General features: G+C 71.3%; 16 protein-coding genes and 1 rRNA gene. All 17 read left to right on the top strand.

Annotation, left to right across the window (positions count from 1 at the left end; translation table 11 throughout):
• A 5S ribosomal RNA gene (gene rrf / locus R4I43_RS23955) occupies positions 1-104 on the top strand; the annotation flags it as partial.
• A gap of 293 nt (positions 105-397) precedes the next feature.
• The gene (locus tag R4I43_RS23950; RefSeq protein WP_324267936.1) at positions 398-2,425 is read left to right on the top strand and encodes a tetratricopeptide repeat protein; all 2,028 of its coding nucleotides are present in this window, start codon (positions 398-400) and stop codon (positions 2,423-2,425) included.
• The gene (locus R4I43_RS23945) at positions 2,422-3,420 is read left to right on the top strand and encodes an HAD-IIA family hydrolase (RefSeq protein WP_324267935.1); all 999 of its coding nucleotides are present in this window, start codon (positions 2,422-2,424) and stop codon (positions 3,418-3,420) included. Before R4I43_RS23950 ends, R4I43_RS23945 begins: the two co-directional genes overlap by 4 nt.
• Positions 3,421-3,512: 92 nt before the next feature.
• Positions 3,513-3,743, top strand: a complete 231-nt coding sequence (locus tag R4I43_RS23940) for a hypothetical protein (protein WP_324267934.1) — start codon at positions 3,513-3,515, stop codon at positions 3,741-3,743.
• Between the two features lie 4 nt (positions 3,744-3,747).
• Positions 3,748-4,602: a TlyA family RNA methyltransferase gene (locus R4I43_RS23935; protein WP_324267933.1), complete on the top strand. Its 855-nt coding sequence runs from the start codon at positions 3,748-3,750 to the stop codon at positions 4,600-4,602.
• A complete protein-coding gene (locus R4I43_RS23930; RefSeq protein ID WP_324267932.1) occupies positions 4,599-5,486 on the top strand; it encodes an NAD kinase in 888 nt (295 codons plus the stop codon). Before R4I43_RS23935 ends, R4I43_RS23930 begins: the two co-directional genes overlap by 4 nt.
• Positions 5,487-5,588: 102 nt before the next feature.
• Positions 5,589-7,373, top strand: coding sequence for a DNA repair protein RecN (gene recN, locus R4I43_RS23925; RefSeq protein ID WP_324267931.1), 1,785 nt, complete (start codon positions 5,589-5,591; stop codon positions 7,371-7,373).
• Positions 7,374-7,505: 132 nt separating this feature from the next.
• On the top strand, positions 7,506-8,690 hold the full coding sequence (gene steA / locus R4I43_RS23920) for a putative cytokinetic ring protein SteA (protein ID WP_324267930.1): 1,185 nt from the start codon (positions 7,506-7,508) through the stop codon (positions 8,688-8,690).
• Positions 8,687-9,631 (top strand): copper transporter, encoded by a 945-nt coding sequence (locus R4I43_RS23915; protein WP_324267929.1) that lies wholly within the window; start codon positions 8,687-8,689, stop codon positions 9,629-9,631. The genes steA and R4I43_RS23915 overlap by 4 nt, the downstream gene beginning before the upstream one ends.
• Before the next feature lie 237 nt (positions 9,632-9,868).
• Entirely contained in the window at positions 9,869-11,584 is a 1,716-nt protein-coding gene (locus R4I43_RS23910; RefSeq protein WP_407691303.1) for a CTP synthase, read from the top strand.
• A gap of 76 nt (positions 11,585-11,660) precedes the next feature.
• On the top strand, positions 11,661-12,317 hold the full coding sequence (locus R4I43_RS23905; protein ID WP_324267927.1) for an NUDIX hydrolase: 657 nt from the start codon (positions 11,661-11,663) through the stop codon (positions 12,315-12,317).
• Entirely contained in the window at positions 12,314-13,261 is a 948-nt protein-coding gene (gene xerD, locus R4I43_RS23900) for a site-specific tyrosine recombinase XerD (protein WP_324267926.1), read from the top strand. The genes R4I43_RS23905 and xerD overlap by 4 nt, the downstream gene beginning before the upstream one ends.
• 174 nt (positions 13,262-13,435) lie before the next feature.
• The gene (locus tag R4I43_RS23895) at positions 13,436-14,377 is read left to right on the top strand and encodes a ParA family protein (protein ID WP_324267925.1); all 942 of its coding nucleotides are present in this window, start codon (positions 13,436-13,438) and stop codon (positions 14,375-14,377) included.
• Complete coding sequence (locus R4I43_RS23890) at positions 14,374-14,733, top strand: hypothetical protein (protein ID WP_324267924.1); 360 nt, start codon at positions 14,374-14,376, stop codon at positions 14,731-14,733. Before R4I43_RS23895 ends, R4I43_RS23890 begins: the two co-directional genes overlap by 4 nt.
• Positions 14,730-15,635 (top strand): segregation and condensation protein A, encoded by a 906-nt coding sequence (locus tag R4I43_RS23885; RefSeq protein WP_324267923.1) that lies wholly within the window; start codon positions 14,730-14,732, stop codon positions 15,633-15,635. Before R4I43_RS23890 ends, R4I43_RS23885 begins: the two co-directional genes overlap by 4 nt.
• Entirely contained in the window at positions 15,635-16,405 is a 771-nt protein-coding gene (gene scpB / locus R4I43_RS23880) for an SMC-Scp complex subunit ScpB (protein ID WP_324267922.1), read from the top strand. Before R4I43_RS23885 ends, scpB begins: the two co-directional genes overlap by 1 nt.
• The gene (locus R4I43_RS23875; RefSeq protein ID WP_324267921.1) at positions 16,395-17,168 is read left to right on the top strand and encodes a pseudouridine synthase; all 774 of its coding nucleotides are present in this window, start codon (positions 16,395-16,397) and stop codon (positions 17,166-17,168) included. The genes scpB and R4I43_RS23875 overlap by 11 nt, the downstream gene beginning before the upstream one ends.
• Positions 17,169-17,216 lie beyond the last annotated feature (48 nt).

Below are 17,216 nucleotides of genomic sequence, written 5' to 3'. Positions count from 1 at the left end.
GCGGGGAGGGTCCGCCCGGTCCCATTCCGAACCCGGTAGCTAAGCTCCCCAGCGCTGATGGTACTGCACTCGCTAGGGTGTGGGAGAGTAAGACACCGCCGACACATACCTTACGAAGCGGGGCAGGAGAACACTGTTTCTCCTGCCCCGCTTTTTGTTGTTTCGAGTGCTGTCGGTCTCGAGCAGGGGTTGCGGGCGTGGTCCCGGGCGGCCGGGGCGGGCCGGCGAGCTGTACGATTTGTAGAAGGCGGTTCGGTCGTGGCTGTTCAGCCCCCGCGCGGGGCTCGGAAGACAGCACGTGCGCTGGTGGTCGATCAAGACTCCGCGATGTCGGGCGCGCTATGCCGGGGAGACTGCCCTGGTAAGATCTTTTGGCTTTTCTTTCTCAGGAGGTTCGGTGTCCGGTTCCGATGACAGGCGCGGCGGTCCCCGCCGCGGGGCCGGTGCCGGCCGCAGCGGCCAGGGCGGTCGCGGCAACTACGACCGCAAGCCAGGCGGCACCTCCCAGGGGCGCGGCTCCTACGGTGGCCCGCGCCGTGACAACGACGGCGGTTCGCGCCGCTTCAACGACCGCGACAACCGGGGCCGGGACGACCGGGGCGGCTATCGAGGCGACCGCAACCGGGATGATCGGGGCGGTTTCCGCAACGATCGCGGCGGCTACCGGGGCGACCGCGACAACCGGGGTTCGCGCGACGACCGCGGAGGGTTCCGCAACAACCGCGACCGGTTCAACGACAACGATCGTCGCGGCCCGCGTGACGACCGCAACCGCGACGACCGCGGCGGCTACCGCCGTGACGACCGTCCGCGCCGCGATGACTTCCGCCGCGACGACCGCGGGCGTGACGACCGCCGTGGTGGTCGGGACGACTTCCGCCGTGATGACCGTCGGGACAACCGCGGCGGTGGTTTCCGCCGCGACGACCGGGGTCGCGACAACTTCGGTGGCTACCGAGGTGACCGCAACCGGGACGACCGGGGCGGTTTCCGCAACGACCGCAACGACCGCGGCGGCTACCGGGGCGACCGCGACAACCGCGGCCCGCGCGACGACCGGCGCGGTGGTCGGGACGACTTCCGCCGTGATGATCGGCGTGATGACCGTCGGGACAACCGCGGCGGTGATTTCCGCCGCGACGACCGCGGCCGCGACAACCGCGGTGGCGACAACCGCGGCGGCTACCGGGGCAACCGCGACGATCGCGGCTTCAACCGCGATGATCGCCGCCGGGACGACCGAGGCGGGTACAAGCGGGACGACCGTCCGCGCCGCGATGACCGGGACAACCGGGGCGGCGGCTTCAACCGCGACGACCGTCCGCGCCGGGACGACCGCGGTGGCTTCAACCGGGACAACCGCAACCGCGATGACCGCCGCCGGGACGACCGCGGAGGTCGCCGGGACGACTTCAAGAAGGACAACTTCAAGAAGGACAACTTCAAGAAGGACAACTTCAAGAAGGACGGCGGCTTCAAGCGAGACGGAGACCGCAAGCCGGACCACACGAAGGACGAGGACGCTCCGAAGGCTGTCGAGCCGGAGCTCCCCGAGGAGGGCGTCAACCCGTCCGAGCTGGACCCCGAGGTCCGCCGCGAGCTGCTGTCGCTGCCGAAGGGGGCTGCCGAGAAGGTCGCGCAGCACCTGGTCGCCGCAGGTCAGCTGATCGACGAGGAGCCCGAGCGCGCCCTGGCGCACGCTCGCTTCGCGCGGCAGAAGGCTTCCCGGATCCCCTCGGTGCGCGAGGCCAACGGTCTCACCGCCTACCTGACCGGCGAGTGGAACGAGGCGCTGTCCGAGCTGCGCGCCGCGCGGCGGATGGGCGGTGGACCCGGCCATCTGGCGATCATGGCCGACTGCGAGCGCGCGATGGGACGCCCCGAGCGGGCGATCGAGCTGGTGCGCAGCGAGGAGGCGCTGCAGCTCGACAAGGAGGACGAGATCGAGCTGCGGATCGTGGCCGCGGGCGCCCGGCGCGACCTCGACGAGATCGAGGCCTCCGTGGTCAGCCTGCAGATCCCGGAGCTGGACCCGAAGCGCCAGGAGCCCTGGAGCGCGCGGCTGTTCTACGCCTACGCCGACAACCTGCTGGCCGCCGGCCGCGAGCGGGACGCCTTCACCTGGTTCGTCCACGCCGCGCACGCCGATGACGAGGAGGAGACCGACGCCCCCGAGCGCCTCGAGGAGCTCGCGGTCCAGCTCGGTGGCCCGGACGTCATCGAGGAACTGGTCAGCGAGGCCGAGGCGGCCGCGGAGATCGACGACGAGGACGACCTCGACGACGAGGACGCGGAAGACGCGGACGTCGACGCGGACGAGGACGCGGACGAGGACGAGGACGACGAGATCGAAGAGGACGAGGCCGACGAGGACGGCGGCACCGCCGCCGAGCCCGCGGCCGAAGGGGGCTCGCGGGCGCAGTGAGCGGCACGCTGCTCGACGATCACGACGTCGTGCTGTTCGACCTGGACGGCACGGTGTACCGGGGCGGGGAGCTGGTTCCCGGCGCGCTGGAGGCGATCCAGCAGGTGCACAGCCGTGGTGTCCCGGTCCGCTACGTCACCAACAACGCCTCCAAGCCCGACCAGGCGGTCGTCGATCACCTGGTCGGGCTCGGGCTGGCGGCGGAGCGCAGCGAGGTGAGCACCAGCGCCCAGGCGGGTGCGGCGGTGCTCGCCGAGAAGCTGCCCGTCGGTTCCCGGGTGCTGGTCGTCGGTTCCGCCGCTTTGGAGTCCGAAGTGGACCGGCTGGGCCTGGTTCCGGTCAGCGAGTTCACCGACGACCCGGTCGCGGTGGTGCAGGGCCTGTCGACCGAGCTGGCCTACCGCGACTTCGCCGAGGGGTGCCTGGCGATCCGGGGTGGCGCGCTGTGGGTGGCGTGCAACGCCGACCGCACGTTGCCCACCGAGCGCGGTCTGATGCCCGGCAACGGAGCCTTGGTCGAGCTGCTGCGCGCGGCCACCGACCAGGACCCGCTGGTGGCGGGCAAGCCGGAGCGCCCGCTGCTGGACCGCGCGGTGTCCTCGGCGGGCGGCCGCAGACCGCTGATGATCGGCGACCGGCTGGACACCGACATCGCGGGTGCGGTGAACGCCGGCATGCCGTCGCTGATGGTGCTCACCGGGGTCAACTCGCCTCGCCACCTGCTGGAAGCCGCTCCCGGCGAGCGGCCTGACAGCGTGGCCGCCGACCTGCGCGGCCTGCACGCGCCGAAGTCCGAGGTCACCATCGCCGAACAACCGGCCTGGTCGGTGACCGTGGGGGACGGGCTCGAGCTGTCCTCGCGCGGCGACGGCGACGAGTTCGGCGCCCTGCGCGCGCTGTGCGCGGCGTGGTGGTCCGCCGGTTCCGGCCCGGTGCAGGTCGAGGGCACCGACGACCCGGCGCGGGCAGCGCTGCGAGCGCTGGACATCGACTGACCTGACGGGACCGGCGCGCACTGTTCGGCTAGCGTGAAGGCGGTGCCGCGCAACGATCGCGCGGTCCCGGTGATCGAGGGGAGTACCCGCCCATGACCTCTCCGCGGCAGCAGCAGGCGCCCAACCCGGCGATGCTGGCCCGCCAGGCCGACGACGGGCAGTCGGCGATCGACGCGATCTCCGCGGCGATGACCGAGCTCGACGAGGTGCGCGACCAGCCGGTCGCCGAGCACGTCCAGCGCTTCGAGAACGTGCACAGCGCGTTGACCGAGGCGCTGTCGAAGGCCGACCACCTGCAGTCCCAGAACACCCCTCGGAGTTGACGAAGTGCCTCGCAAGGCGCGCCTGGACGCCGAACTGGTTCGGCGCGGGCTGGCCCGGTCCCGGGAACACGCTGGAGAGCTCGTCGCGGCGGGCCGGGTGAGCGTGCGCGGCATGATCGCGCGCAAGGCCGCCACGGCCGTGGAGATCGACGCGCCGGTGCTGGTCACCGAGGACGTCGACGATCCGGGCTGGGCCTCGCGCGGCGCCCACAAGCTGGTCGGCGCGCTGGAGGCGTTCGAGCCCGGCGGCCTGTCGGTGGCGGGCAAGCGGTGCCTGGACGCCGGGGCGTCCACCGGCGGTTTCACCGACGTGCTGCTGCGCCGCGATGCCCGCGAGGTCGTCGCGGTCGACGTCGGCTACGGCCAGCTGGTGTGGAAGCTGCAGACCGACGAGCGGGTGCGCATCCACGACCGCACCAATGTCCGGGCGCTGACGTCCGAGGACATCGGCGGTCAGGTGGACCTGGTGGTCGCCGACCTGTCGTTCATCTCGCTGAAGCTCGTGCTGCCTGCGCTGGTCGCCTGCGCCACCGACGACGCCGATCTCGCGCTGATGGTCAAACCGCAGTTCGAGGTGGGCAAACAACGGCTAGGCTCGGGTGGCGTGGTCCGCGATCCGCAGCTGCGCGCCGAAGCGGTGCTCGAGGTGGTCGACTTCGCCGCCGAGCACGGCTTGGGGCTGCGCGACGTGGTGGCCAGCCCGCTGCCGGGACCGTCCGGCAACGTCGAGTACTTCGTCTGGCTGCGGCCCGGCGCCGAGATCGACCGCGAACGCGCGAGCGCCTCGGTGACGGACGCGGTCGAGCGCGGACCGCAGAACTCGACCAGGAATTCACCCCGGCAAGGGAGTGGGAGTTGACCCGACGGGTGCTGCTGGTGGTGCACACCGGCAGGGAGCAGAACCTGCGCACAGCGGAGAAGGTCGCCGGTCGTCTGCTCGACGCGGGGATCGCGGTCCGGGCGCTGGCAGGTGAGGCCGACGAGCTGCGGGACAGCGCCTGCGAGGTCGCGAACCCGGATGAGAACCCCGCCGCCGGCACGGAGTTGGTGCTGGTCCTCGGCGGTGACGGCACGCTGCTGCGCGCGGCTGAACTGGCCCGACCGGCCGGGGTGCCGCTGTTCGGGGTGAACCTGGGCAGGGTCGGGTTCCTGGCCGGTGCCGATTCCGACGCGCTGGACGAGGCGATCGCCGCCGTCGTCGAATCCCGCTACCACGTCGAGGAGCGGATGACCCTGGAGGTCACCGCGACGCTCAACGGCGAGACGGTCGCGAGCACGTGGGCGCTCAACGAGGCCAGCGTGGAGAAGAGCAGCCGCGAGCGGATCCTCGACGTCGTCGTCGAGGTCGACGGGCACCCGGTGTCGGCGTTCGGCTGCGACGGCGTGCTGTGCTCGACCCCGACCGGCTCCACGGCCTACGCGTTCTCGGCGGGTGGCCCGGTGGTGTGGCCGGAGGTGCAGGCGCTGCTGGTCGTGCCGAGCAACGCGCACGCGCTGTTCGCCGGTCCGCTGGTGGTGTCGCGGGATTCGCTGGTGGCGATGGAGATCGACCAGCACGGGCACCACGCGGTGCTGTGCTGCGACGGGCAGCGGCAGTTCGATCTCCCGCCGGGTGCGCGGGTCGAGGTGGTGGCGGGTTCGACGCCGATCCGGTTGGTCCGGTTGCACGACACGTCGTTCACCGATCGCCTGGTGCGCAAGTTCGAACTTCCCGTCCAGGGTTGGCGCGGACCTGCCGTGTGACGAGCAGATCGAACACAATGTCTAACGATTTCGGTGGCGATCACCGCAGTGGGGCGTTCTCCGGGGCTCAGTGCCGATAGGGTGCTGAGTGTGTTGGCGGAGATGCGTATCCAGGGACTGGGAGTCATCGACGACGCCACGCTCGCACTGCACGCCGGCCTGACCGTGGTCACGGGTGAGACGGGCGCGGGCAAGACGATGGTGGTCACCGGCCTACATCTGCTCAGCGGTGGCCGGGCCGACACCTCGCGGGTCCGCGCCGGTGCGCAGCGAGCCGTCGTGGAGGGGCGTTTCGCGACCACCCCGGACTCGCCGGCGGCCAAGGTCGCGGGTGACGCCGGCGCCGAACCCGACGACGACGGAAGCCTGATCGCGCTGCGGACGGTGACCTCCGACGGGCGTTCCCGCGCGCACCTGGGCGGCCGCTCGGTGCCCAACGGCGTGCTCTCGGAGCTGTCCGAGCAGGTGCTGGCGGTGCACGGGCAGAACGACCAGCTGCGGCTGCTGCGGTCCGGCGAGCAGCGCGCGGTGCTGGACCGGTTCGCCGGGGAACCCGTGCTGCACGTGCTGGGCGACTACCAGCGCGTTCGCGCCGAGTGGGCCGAGGCGGTCCGCGAACTCACCGAGCGCACCGAGCGTTCCCGCGAGCTGTCCCGCGAGGCCGACATGCTGCGGCACGGCCTGGCCGAGATCGAAGCCGTCAACCCCGAACCGGGCGAGGACGTTTCGCTGGTCGACGAGGCGCGGCGGCTCGCCGACGTCGATCAGCTGCGGGAGATCGCCGCCGGAGCCCAGCACGCGCTGTCCGGCTCCGCCGACGGAGACCCGGAGGCCCCGGGGGCGATCGGGCTGATCGGGGAGGCGGCGCGCAGGCTGTCGTCCTCGGAGGACCCGGCGCTGCGGGAGCTGGAACCGCGGGTGGCCGAGGCCGTCGCGGTGCTCTCCGACGTCGGCGGTGAGCTCGGCGCCTACCTGGACAAGCTCGACGCCGACCCGGCACGCCTGGAGCAGGTGCTGGCCCGGCAGGCCGAGCTCAAGCAGCTCACCAAGAAGTACGCGGCCGACGTCGACGGAGTGCTGGCCTGGGCGGAGGACGCCCGCTCCCGACTGTCCGGAATGGACACCTCGGAGGAGGCGCTGGCCGCGCTGGCCGCTCGCCGCGACGAGCTCGCGGTCGAACTCGCCGAGCACGCCAAGGGGCTCAGCGCCGCCCGCGCGGAAGCCGCTGTGCGGCTGGCCGACGCGGTGTCGCAGGAGCTGTCCGGGCTGGCGATGGCGCAGGCCGAGCTGCAGGTCGTGGTGCACGCCAAGGAAGCCGAGAACGGCGATCCGAACGGGCTGCCGGTCGACGACCGCGTGCTGCACGCCGGACCCGACGGCGTCGACGAGGTCGAGCTCCAGCTGGTCGCGCACTCCGGTGCGCCCGCGCTGCCGATCCACAAGGGCGCTTCGGGCGGTGAGCTCTCCCGCGTCATGCTGGCGCTGGAGGTGGTGCTCGCCGATGCCGACACCGTGCCCACGCTGGTCTTCGACGAGGTCGATGCCGGTGTCGGCGGTCGCGCAGCGGTCGAGATCGGTCGGCGGCTCGCGCGGCTGGCGCGCACCCACCAGGTCATCGTGGTCACTCACCTCCCGCAGGTCGCGGCCTTCGCCGACCGGCACCTGGTGGTCGACAAGGGCCAGGTCGACGGCGGTCTCACCAAGAGCGACGTCCGGCTGGTCTCCGACGAGCGCCGCGTGGTGGAGCTGGCCCGGATGCTCGCCGGCATGGAGTCCACCGAGACCGGACGCGCGCACGCCGAAGAGCTCCTCGAGACGGCCAACACCTACAAGCTCACCCAGGAGAAGTTCGGCCGAAAGGGCAAGGGCGGCAAGAAGAAGTCGTAGAGATCCGCGGTCGCCTCGCTCGTCGGCGCCAGTGCGGCTGAGCCGAACGGAGCATCACCGGCTGCGGTGAGTGGCGCAGCGCGCTCGGCGTGGCGCAGCCACGATCGGTGCTCGGTTTGTCACCATCGGCGCATGAAAATCAGCGGACTGCTGACTCGACAGCAGGAGGACCTGCCGGGGCTCGCCGGAGTCGCCAGGGTGGAACGCCGCTCCGGTGATCTGCCGCGCCGGGTCCGCACCGGTGACATCGCGGTGATCGACCACGCCGACCTGGATCGCCGCAGCGCGGAAGCCCTGGTGGCGGCCGGGGTGATCGGTGTGGTCAACGCCGCCCCGTCGATCTCCGGGCGCTACCCGAACCTCGGGCCCGAGGTGCTGCTGGCCGCCGGTGTCGTGCTCGTCGACGGCGTCGGCAACGACGTCTTCAACCAGGTCAAGGACGGCGCGAAGATCCGCCTGTTCGAGGGCGGCATCTACGCCGGGGAGCGCGAGCTGGGCCGCGGCGTCGAGCAGGACACCAACTCGGTCGCCGACCAGCTCATCGAGGCCAAGGCCGGGATGGCCACCCAGCTGGAGGCGTTCTCGGCGAACACCATCGAGTTCCTGCGCACCGAGCGCACGCTGATCCTCGACGGCATCGGCGTGCCCGAGCTCGCGGGCTCGATGGAGGGCCGGCAGGTGCTGGTCGTGGCGCCCGGTTACGGCCACGCCGACGACCTGCGCCGCCTCAAGCGCTACATCCGCGAGTACAAGCCGGTGCTGATCGGCGTCGAGGGCGGCGCCGACGCCCTGCAGCGCGCCGGCTACAAGCCGAACGTCATCGTCGGCGCCCCGGACACCGTCAGCACCGAGACGCTGCGCTGCGGTGCCGAGCTGGTCATCCCCGCTCACCTCGACGGGCACGCGCCCGGCCTGGAGCGCATCCAGGACCTGGGCGTGGGCGCGATGACCTTCCCCGCCTCGGGCAACCCCGAGGACCTCGCGCTGCTGCTGGCCGACGCGCACAAGGCGAGCCTGGTGGTCACCGTCGGGTTCCAGGCCACGCTCAGCGAGTTCCTCGACCGCGGCCGCTCCGGCTCCAACCCGTCGACGTTCCTCACCCGGCTCCGCTTGGGCAGCAAGGTCATCGACGGCCCGGCCGTGGCCACCTTGCAGCGCAGCCGCACGCCGATGTCGGCGGTGGTGCTGCTGGTGCTGGCGGTGCTGCTGGTGGTCGCCGTCGCGCTGCTGGTGTCCGGGCTCGGCGCCGCCGCCGTGGCCCAGCTGACCGACACCGCCGGTGTCGTGTCGGCCTACTTCGAGGGGCTGTTCTCGTGATCACGCTGCGTTACCACATCATCTCGATCGCCGCGGTGTTCCTCGCGCTGGCCGTGGGCGTGGTGCTGGGCACCAGCTCGGTCAGCGCGGGCCTGCTCAACGCCGTCAGCGGGGAGAAGCAAGAGCTGCAGGCCCAGGTCGACCAGCTCAGCGCCGAGCGCGCGCAGTTCAAGGCGCAGGCCGACGCCGCTGACCGGTTCGACACGACCGTGGCGCCGATGGCCGTGCAGGGCCAACTCACCGGGCGCAGCGTCGTGCTGATCAGCTCCGCCGACACCGGTGATGACCAGCGCGCGGCGATGACGAAGCTGCTGCGGGATTCCGGCGCCGACATCACCGGAGAGGTCCGCCTCGGTGAGGCGCTGACCAACCCGGACCGAACCGATCAGCTGCGCGGCGTGGTCACCCAACTGCTGCCCGCCGGGGTCCAGCTGCCCACGGCAGCCGACCCGGGCACCCTCGCAGGTGGCCTGATCGGCCCGTTGACGCTGGTCAACCCGCAGACCGGGCAGCCGCAGGCCGCTGACGACGCCCGCGCGGCGGCGCTGTCCGGCCTGGCAGGCGGCGGCTACGCGACCGCCTCCGAGGGGCTGCGGCCCGCGCAGCTGGCGGTGGTGCTCACCGGCGGTCGCCTCGAAGGGGACAACGCTGCGGACCGGGCCACGGCGCTGGCCCGCTTCGCCACCCAGATCGACCGCTCCGGGCAGGGCGCGGTGCTGGCCGGCACCAGCGGCTCCGCTGACGGCCGGGGCGCGGTCGGCGTGGCGCGGGTCGACCCGGCGATGTCGTCGAGCCTCTCCACCGTGGACAACGCCGAGACGGGTGCGGGGCGGGTCGCGGCCGTCATGGCGGCCCGCGAGCAAGCGGACCGGCAGAGCGGGCACTACGGTGTGGCCAGCAGCGCGCAGGGCCCTGTCCCGGGCACCCGCGGCGCTTCCTGACCCGCGGGTGCGCGCATGGTCGCGCGCGGTTCACCGAGATGTCACGGAGAACCGGCCGGTAGGCCGCCGGATGGCGGTTGACCCGGCCGGTTCTCCGTTTCCTGATTGGGCGGGTCTCGGTGCGGGCCCGGGTGGTCGTGCGTTAGGCTGGAATTCCGTGGGAGCGACGGATCCAGCCGTCCTGCCAGCGCAGAAATTCCAGCCAGGCGACGGCTTGACCACGGGGAGCTTTTCTTGGTGCCGCAAGCACGCACTATCAAGCATGTTTTCGTAACGGGGGGCGTTGCCTCTTCGTTGGGGAAGGGGCTCACGGCGTCCAGCCTGGGCGAACTGCTCACCTCCCGCGGTCTGCGGGTGACCATGCAGAAGCTCGACCCTTACCTGAACGTCGATCCGGGGACGATGAACCCCTTCCAGCACGGTGAGGTGTTCGTCACCGAGGACGGCGCGGAGACCGACCTGGACATCGGTCACTACGAGCGGTTCCTGGACCGCGACCTGACCCGCAACGCCAACGTCACCACCGGCCAGGTGTACTCCGCGGTCATCGCGAAGGAGCGCCGCGGCGAGTACCTGGGTGACACGGTGCAGGTCATCCCGCACATCACCGACCAGATCAAGGCCCGCATCCGGGCGATGGCCGAGCCCGACGAGAACGGTGTGACGCCCGACGTGGTGATCACCGAGGTCGGCGGCACGGTCGGTGATATCGAGTCGCTGCCGTTCCTGGAGGCCTGCCGCCAGGTCCGCCACGACGTGGGCCGGGACAACTGCTTCTTCCTGCACGTCTCGCTGGTGCCGTACCTGGCGCCCTCGGGCGAGCTCAAGACCAAGCCCACCCAGCACTCGGTGGCGGCGCTGCGCAACATCGGCATCCAGCCCGACGCGCTGGTCTGCCGCGCCGACCGCGAGCTGCCCGCCGACCTCAAGCGCAAGATCGCGCTGATGTGCGATGTCGACACCGACGGCGTGGTGGCCTGCCCCGACGCGCCGTCGATCTACGACATCCCGAAGGTGCTGCACAGCGAGGGCCTCGACGCCTACATGGTGCGCAGGCTCGGCCTGCCGTTCCGCGACGTCGACTGGTCGGTGTGGGGCGACCTGCTGGACCGGGTGCACAACCCGTCCGAGCGGGTGCGCATCGCGCTGGTCGGCAAGTACATCGACCTGCCCGACGCCTACCTGTCGGTGACCGAGGCGCTGCGCGCCGGCGGGTTCGCCCACCGCGCCAAGGTGGAGATCTCCTGGGTCGGCTCGGACTCCTGCGAGACCGAGTCCGGTGCGGCGCAGGCGCTGGCCGGGGTGGACGGCGTGCTGATCCCGGGCGGGTTCGGCGTGCGCGGCATCGAGGGCAAGCTCGGCGCCATCCGCTACGCGCGCACCAACAACATCCCGGTCCTCGGGTTGTGCCTGGGCCTGCAGTGCATGGTGATCGAGGCGGCCCGGTCGCTGGCCGGTCTGGAGCGGGCGAACTCCACCGAGTTCGAGGAGCCCTGCCAGCACCCGGTGATCAGCACGATGGCCGACCAGCACGACGTGATCTCGGGTGACCGGGACATGGGCGGCACCATGCGGCTGGGTTCCTACCCGGCGAAGCTCGCCGAGGGTTCGCTGGTCGCCGAGGCCTACGGGGCCACCGAGGTCGACGAGCGCCACCGGCACCGCTACGAGGTCAACAACTCCTACCGGGACCGGCTGAGCAAGGCCGGTGTGGTCTTCTCCGGCACCTCGCCGGACGACCGGCTGGTCGAGTTCGTCGAGCTGGACCGGAAGATCCACCCGTTCTTCGTGGGCACCCAGGCGCACCCGGAGCTCAAGAGCCGCCCGACCCGCCCGCACCCGCTGTTCGCGGCGTTCGTGAAGGCGGCGATCGACTACCGCGCCGCCGAGCGGCTGCCGGTCGAGCTGGAGCCGGCCGTCGCGGAACCGGAGTCCGAGCCCGCCGGCGCGTGATCCGTCCCAGGTGAGCGGCCCGCACCGACCGAGATGGTGGCGCGGGCCGACTCATGCCCGGGCGATCGGATCTAGGGTGGGGTGCGTGGAGACCACGGGTACCGGTGTCGCGCGCACCAACGGAGAGCACGAGTTCACCACGCTGGCCAGCGAGGACGTCTACGTCGGGCGGATCCTGGCGCTGCGGGCCGACGAGGTCGGCATGCCCGGCGGCGGTCACGCGCGCAGAGAGGTCGTCGAGCACTTCGGAGCGGTGGCGATCGCCGCGATCGACGAGCAGGAGCGGGTCGCGCTGGTCCACCAGTACCGCTACCCGATCGGCCGCAGGCTGTGGGAGCTGCCCGCGGGCCTGATGGACGTCTCCGGTGAGCCTCCGGTGCGCACGGCGCAGCGCGAGCTCGCCGAGGAGGCCGGGCTGGCGGCCGAGGACTGGTCGGTGCTGGTCGACGTGGCGACCTCGCCCGGGTTCACCGACGAGGTGGTGCGGGTGTTCCTGGCCACCGGCCTGTCGGACGTGAGCCGCCCCGACGCCGTCGGCGATGAGGAAGCGGACCTGGTCATCGAGCGGTTCCCGCTGGACGAGGCGGTGCGGATGGCGCTGGCGGGCGAGATCGTCAACGGGCCGGCGGTGGCCGGTCTGCTGGCCGCCAAGGCCGCGCGCGACGGTGTCGCGCAGCCGCGCCCGGCCGACGCCGAGTGGACCGACCGGCCGCAGCGCTTCGCCGCCCGGTGAGGGGTTTCGACTCGCTGCCGCCGGGACTGCGCACCGCCGTCGGCGAATACCTCGACCACCTCGCGGTCGAGCGCGGAACCGCGCGCAGCACGCTGGACTCCTACGCCCGCGACCTGCGCAGGTACGCGGAATTCCTGGCCGCGCAAGGGGTTTCCGGACTCGACGAGGTGCGCACCGAGCACTTGGCGGAGTTCCTGGCGCAGCTGCGCGAGGGCGTGGAGGGACGGCTGCCGCTGGCCTCGTCCTCGGCGGCGCGGGCGCTGGTGGCCGCGCGCGGACTGCACCGCTTCGCCCACGCCGAGGGCCGGATCGCGGTCGACGTGGCGCGCGAGGTCGCGCCGCCGAGGCCGCCGAAGCGGTTGCCGAAGGCCCTCTCGGTCGCCGACGTGGGGAGGCTCCTGGAGCACGCCGGAGGCGACGACCCGCGCGGACTTCGGGACCGGGCGCTGCTGGAACTGCTGTACTCCACCGGGGCGCGCATCTCCGAGGCCGTGGGCCTGGACGTCGACGACATCGACCGCACCGACCGGACCGTTCTGCTGGACGGGAAGGGCGGCAGGCAGCGGCTGGTGCCGATCGGGCGTCCCGCGCTGGCGGTGCTGGAGGCCTACCTGGTGCGGGCGCGGCCGGTCCTGGTGGCGCGCGGCCGCGGCAGTTCGGCGGTGTTCCTGAATTCGCGCGGCACCGGGCTTTCCCGGCAGAGCGCGTGGAACGCGTTGAAAACGGCCGCGCAACGAGCGGGAATCGCCGAATCTGTTTCACCGCACGTGCTGCGCCATTCCTTCGCCACGCACCTGGTGGAAGGCGGCGCGGACGTCCGCGTGGTGCAGGAGCTGCTCGGGCACGCCTCGGTGACCACCACGCAGGTGTACACGCTGGTCACGGTCAACACGCTTCGGGAGGTCTACGCCACCGCGCATCCGCGCGCACACCTTTCGGGGTGAGATCACCGCTTGCGCATGCGGGTGATCAACGAAAGCGGTAGATCTTCATCACAGCGAAATCACGAACTTCCGCCGACCCAATTACCGACACCACGGCGAGGCACGTTGCCGCAGGTCGTTTGAGCGACTTAGGCTGCGATCGATCGCCACCGGTACCGAAGGAGTCAGATCGCCATGTCGTTGCCGCATCCTTCCGCCGCCCGGCGGCCTCGGGGCGCGGTCGACCTGAGCATCGCCCCCGAGACCACGGGTCCTGAGGCCAACGCTGATCAGAACCAGGACTCCCGCGGTCTCGGCCCCACCGGTCGGCCGCTCCGGCACATCCCGGAACCGCCGCTGCTGGACCACCACGGTCCCGCGTCGGTGCTGGCCATGTGCAACCAGAAGGGCGGCGTCGGCAAGACCACCTCGACGATCAACCTCGGTGCCGCGCTGGCCGAACACGGGCGACGGGTGCTGCTGGTGGATTTCGACCCGCAGGGCGCGCTTTCGGTCGGCCTGGGCGTTCAGCCGCACCAGCTCGAGCAGACCATCTACAACGTCATCATGGAACGCGGGGTCACCGTCGATGACGTGGTGCGGCGCACCACCGTCGAGGGCATGGACCTGCTGCCCAGCAACATCGACCTCTCCGCCGCCGAGGTGCAGCTGGTCACCGAGGTCGGCCGCGAGCAGACGCTGCTGCGCGTGCTGCGCCAGTCGATCGAGGAGTACGACTACATCCTGGTCGACTGCCAGCCCTCGCTCGGCCTGCTCACGGTCAACGCGCTGGCCGCCGCCGACGGCGTGATCATCCCGCTGGAGTGCGAGTTCTTCAGCCTGCGCGGGGTGGCGCTGCTGATCGACACGATCGAGAAGGTGCGCGAGCGGCTGAACCCGAAGCTGGAGATCAGCGGCATCCTGGCGACGATGTTCGACCCGCGCACGCTGCACTCGCGCGAGGTCATGCAGCGCGTGGTGGAGGCCTTCGGCGACGTGGTGTACGACTCGGTGATCAACCGGACGGTGCGGTTCCCGGAGACCACGGTCGCCGGTGAGCCGATCACCAGGTGGGCGCCGCGGTCCGCCGGTGCTCAGGCCTACCGGGCGCTGGCCCGCGAGGTGATCGCTCGATGACGCGTCGGGTCGCCCTGCCCGGAGCGGCTGAACTGTTCCGTACTACTGTTCCCCGGACGGATCAGGCCTCGGCGCCGCAGGAGGACCCGAAGCCGGCCGCCCCGGTCAAGGAGCAGGGGCGGGCCCGGTCGGCGGGTTCGGGTCGGCGCAAGCACGATTCGAAGATCACCGTGTACGTGTCCGACGAGGAGTTGCTGGGTTTGGAGCAGGCTCGGCTCGCGTTGCGCGCGGATCACGGCATCGCCGTGGACCGCGGTCGTGTCGTGCGCGAGGCGATCGCGGTGCTGCTGGCCGACTTTACCGAGCACGGTGCGGACTCGGTCCTGGTCCAGCACCTGCGGGAGTCCGGCGAGTGACCGATGCCCCACAACCCGACGCCGAACTCGCACCGTCCGACGCCGGGACCGAAGCAGCACCACAGGATTCCCCGTTAGCGGAGGCCGAAGCGCAGGCCGGTGACGGCAAGTTCACCGTGCGGCTGGAGAACTTCGAGGGGCCCTTCGACCTGCTGCTGCAGCTGATCTCGGCGCACGAGCTCGACGTCACCGAAGTGGCGCTGCACAAGGTCACCGACGAGTTCATCGCCTACACGCGCGCGCTCGGCGAGCAGTGGGACCTCGACGAGACCACCGAGTTCCTGGTGGTCGCCGCGACGCTGCTGGACCTCAAGGCCGCCCGGTTGCTGCCTGCCGCCGAGGTCGAGGACGAGGCCGACCTGGCGCTGCTGGAAGCCCGCGACCTGCTGTTCGCGCGGCTGCTGCAGTACCGCGCCTACAAGCAGGTGGCGGCGCTGTTCGGCGAGTTGGAAGCCGGTGCGCTGCGGCGCTATCCGCGTTCGGTGTCGGTGGAGGAGCGCTACGAGAACCTGCTGCCCGAGGTGGTGATCGGCGTCGACCCGCAGCGGTTCGCCGAGATCGCCGCCTCGGTGTTCCGGCCGAAACCGCCCCCGACGGTGTCGCTGGACCACATCCACCAGCACGGCGTCTCGGTGCGCGAGCACGCGGCGCTGCTGCGGGTGCGGCTGGCCGAGAAGGGCACGCTGACCTTCACCGACCTGGTGTCGGACTGCGGGCACACCGTCGAGGTGGTGGCCCGGTTCCTGGCGCTGCTGGAGCTGTACCGGGAGAAGGTGCTGCAGTTCGAGCAGGAGAGCCCGCTCGGTGAGCTGCAGGTGACCTGGGTCGGTGGTTCCCTCGCCCAAGCGCAGGCCGAGGCCGAGGCGCAGCGCGCCAGTCAGGAAGAAGAGGAGTACGGCTGATGGCCGCCGAGGAATCCGAAGTTTCCGCTGGAACTTCCCTCCCCCCGGAAACCGACGAGGTCACGACGCCGGAGCCCGTCGAGGGCGATGCCGAGGTTTCCACTGCAACGTCGGCGTCCGAGGAGGCGGAGGTTTCAGCTGAACCCGCTCCTGGGCCTGAGTCGGATGGGTCCGAGTCGGAGAGCCCTGCCGCTGATGAGGCGGTGGAGACGCCCGGCGCTCCGGACCTGACCGAGGACTCCGAGCTCGACGCCGCGCTGGAGGCGTTGTTGCTGGTCGTGGACGTACCGGCGGGGGAGGAGCTGCTCGCCGACACGCTGGAGCAGCCCGTCGCCAGGATCCGCTCAGCCCTGCGGCGGCTGTCTGAGGGCTACGCCGAGAGCGAGCGCGGGATCGATCTGCGCTACGTGGGCGACGGCTGGCGGTTCTACTCGCGGGAGAAGTACGCGCCCTACGTCGAGCGCTACCTGCTCGACGGGCAGCGCACCAAGCTGACCAGGGCCGCGCTGGAGACGCTGGCGGTCATCGCCTACCGGCAGCCGGTGACGCGCTCGCGGGTCGCGGCGGTACGGGGTGTGAACGTGGACGGCGTCATCCGTACCCTGGTGGGGCGCGGCCTGATTAGCGAGGCCGGCACCGACCCGGAGACGGGCGGCATCCTGTACTGCACGACCGAGCTGTTCCTGGAGCGGCTGGGGCTGTCGTCGCTCAAGGACCTGCCGCCGCTCGCACCCCTGTTGCCCGAAGTGGATTCGATCGATGACGTCTGAACGCCGTGCCCCGTCCAGTGCCGCGAAGCACCCCAGCGAAGAGGGGGTGCGCCTGCAGAAGGTGCTGTCGCAGGCGGGTGTCGCGTCTCGGCGGGCCGCCGAGGAGATGATCCTCGAGGGTCGTATCGAGGTCGACGGCGAGGTCGTCATGGAGCTGGGCCGCCGCGTCGACCCGGAGAACTCCGTCATCCACGTCGACGGCAGCCGCGTGATGATCAACAACAACCTCACGCACCTGCTGCTGAACAAGCCGGCCGGGATCCTGTGCACCATGTCCGACGACAAGGGGCGTCCGTGCATCGGTGACTACCTGCGCGAACGGCAGGGCAAGCTGTTCCACGTGGGCCGTCTGGACCAGGACACCGAGGGCCTGCTGCTGATCACCAACGACGGCGAGCTCGCCAACCGGCTGATGCACCCGTCCTACAAGGTCCGCAAGACCTACATGGCGGAGGTGCTCGGGCCGATCCCGAAGGACCTCGGTCAGCGGCTGCGCGCGGGCGTCGAGCTGGAGGACGGCCCGGTGAAGGTGGACCGCTTCAAGCTGGTCGACCAGAACCAGAACCGCGCGCTGGTGGAGATCGTGCTGCACGAGGGCCGCAAGCGCATCGTGCGCCGGCTGCTCAAGCACGTCGGCCACCCGGTGCAGCGCCTGGTGCGCACCCGCATCGGCGACGTGCAGCTCACCACCGAGCGCCCGGGCGCCATCCGGCCGCTCAACCGCCAGGAAGTCGGCTCGCTGTACAAGATCGTCGGCATGTGAGCTCTCGCGAGAAGCCGCGGTCGGGAACTCCCGGCCGCGGCTTCTCGC

Origin of the sequence: Saccharopolyspora mangrovi, from assembly GCF_035320975.1 — a bacterium.
Lineage (GTDB): Bacteria > Actinomycetota > Actinomycetes > Mycobacteriales > Pseudonocardiaceae > Saccharopolyspora > Saccharopolyspora mangrovi.
Note: the sequence above shows the minus strand (reverse complement) of the source record. Positions and strands in the feature narration are given on the sequence as shown.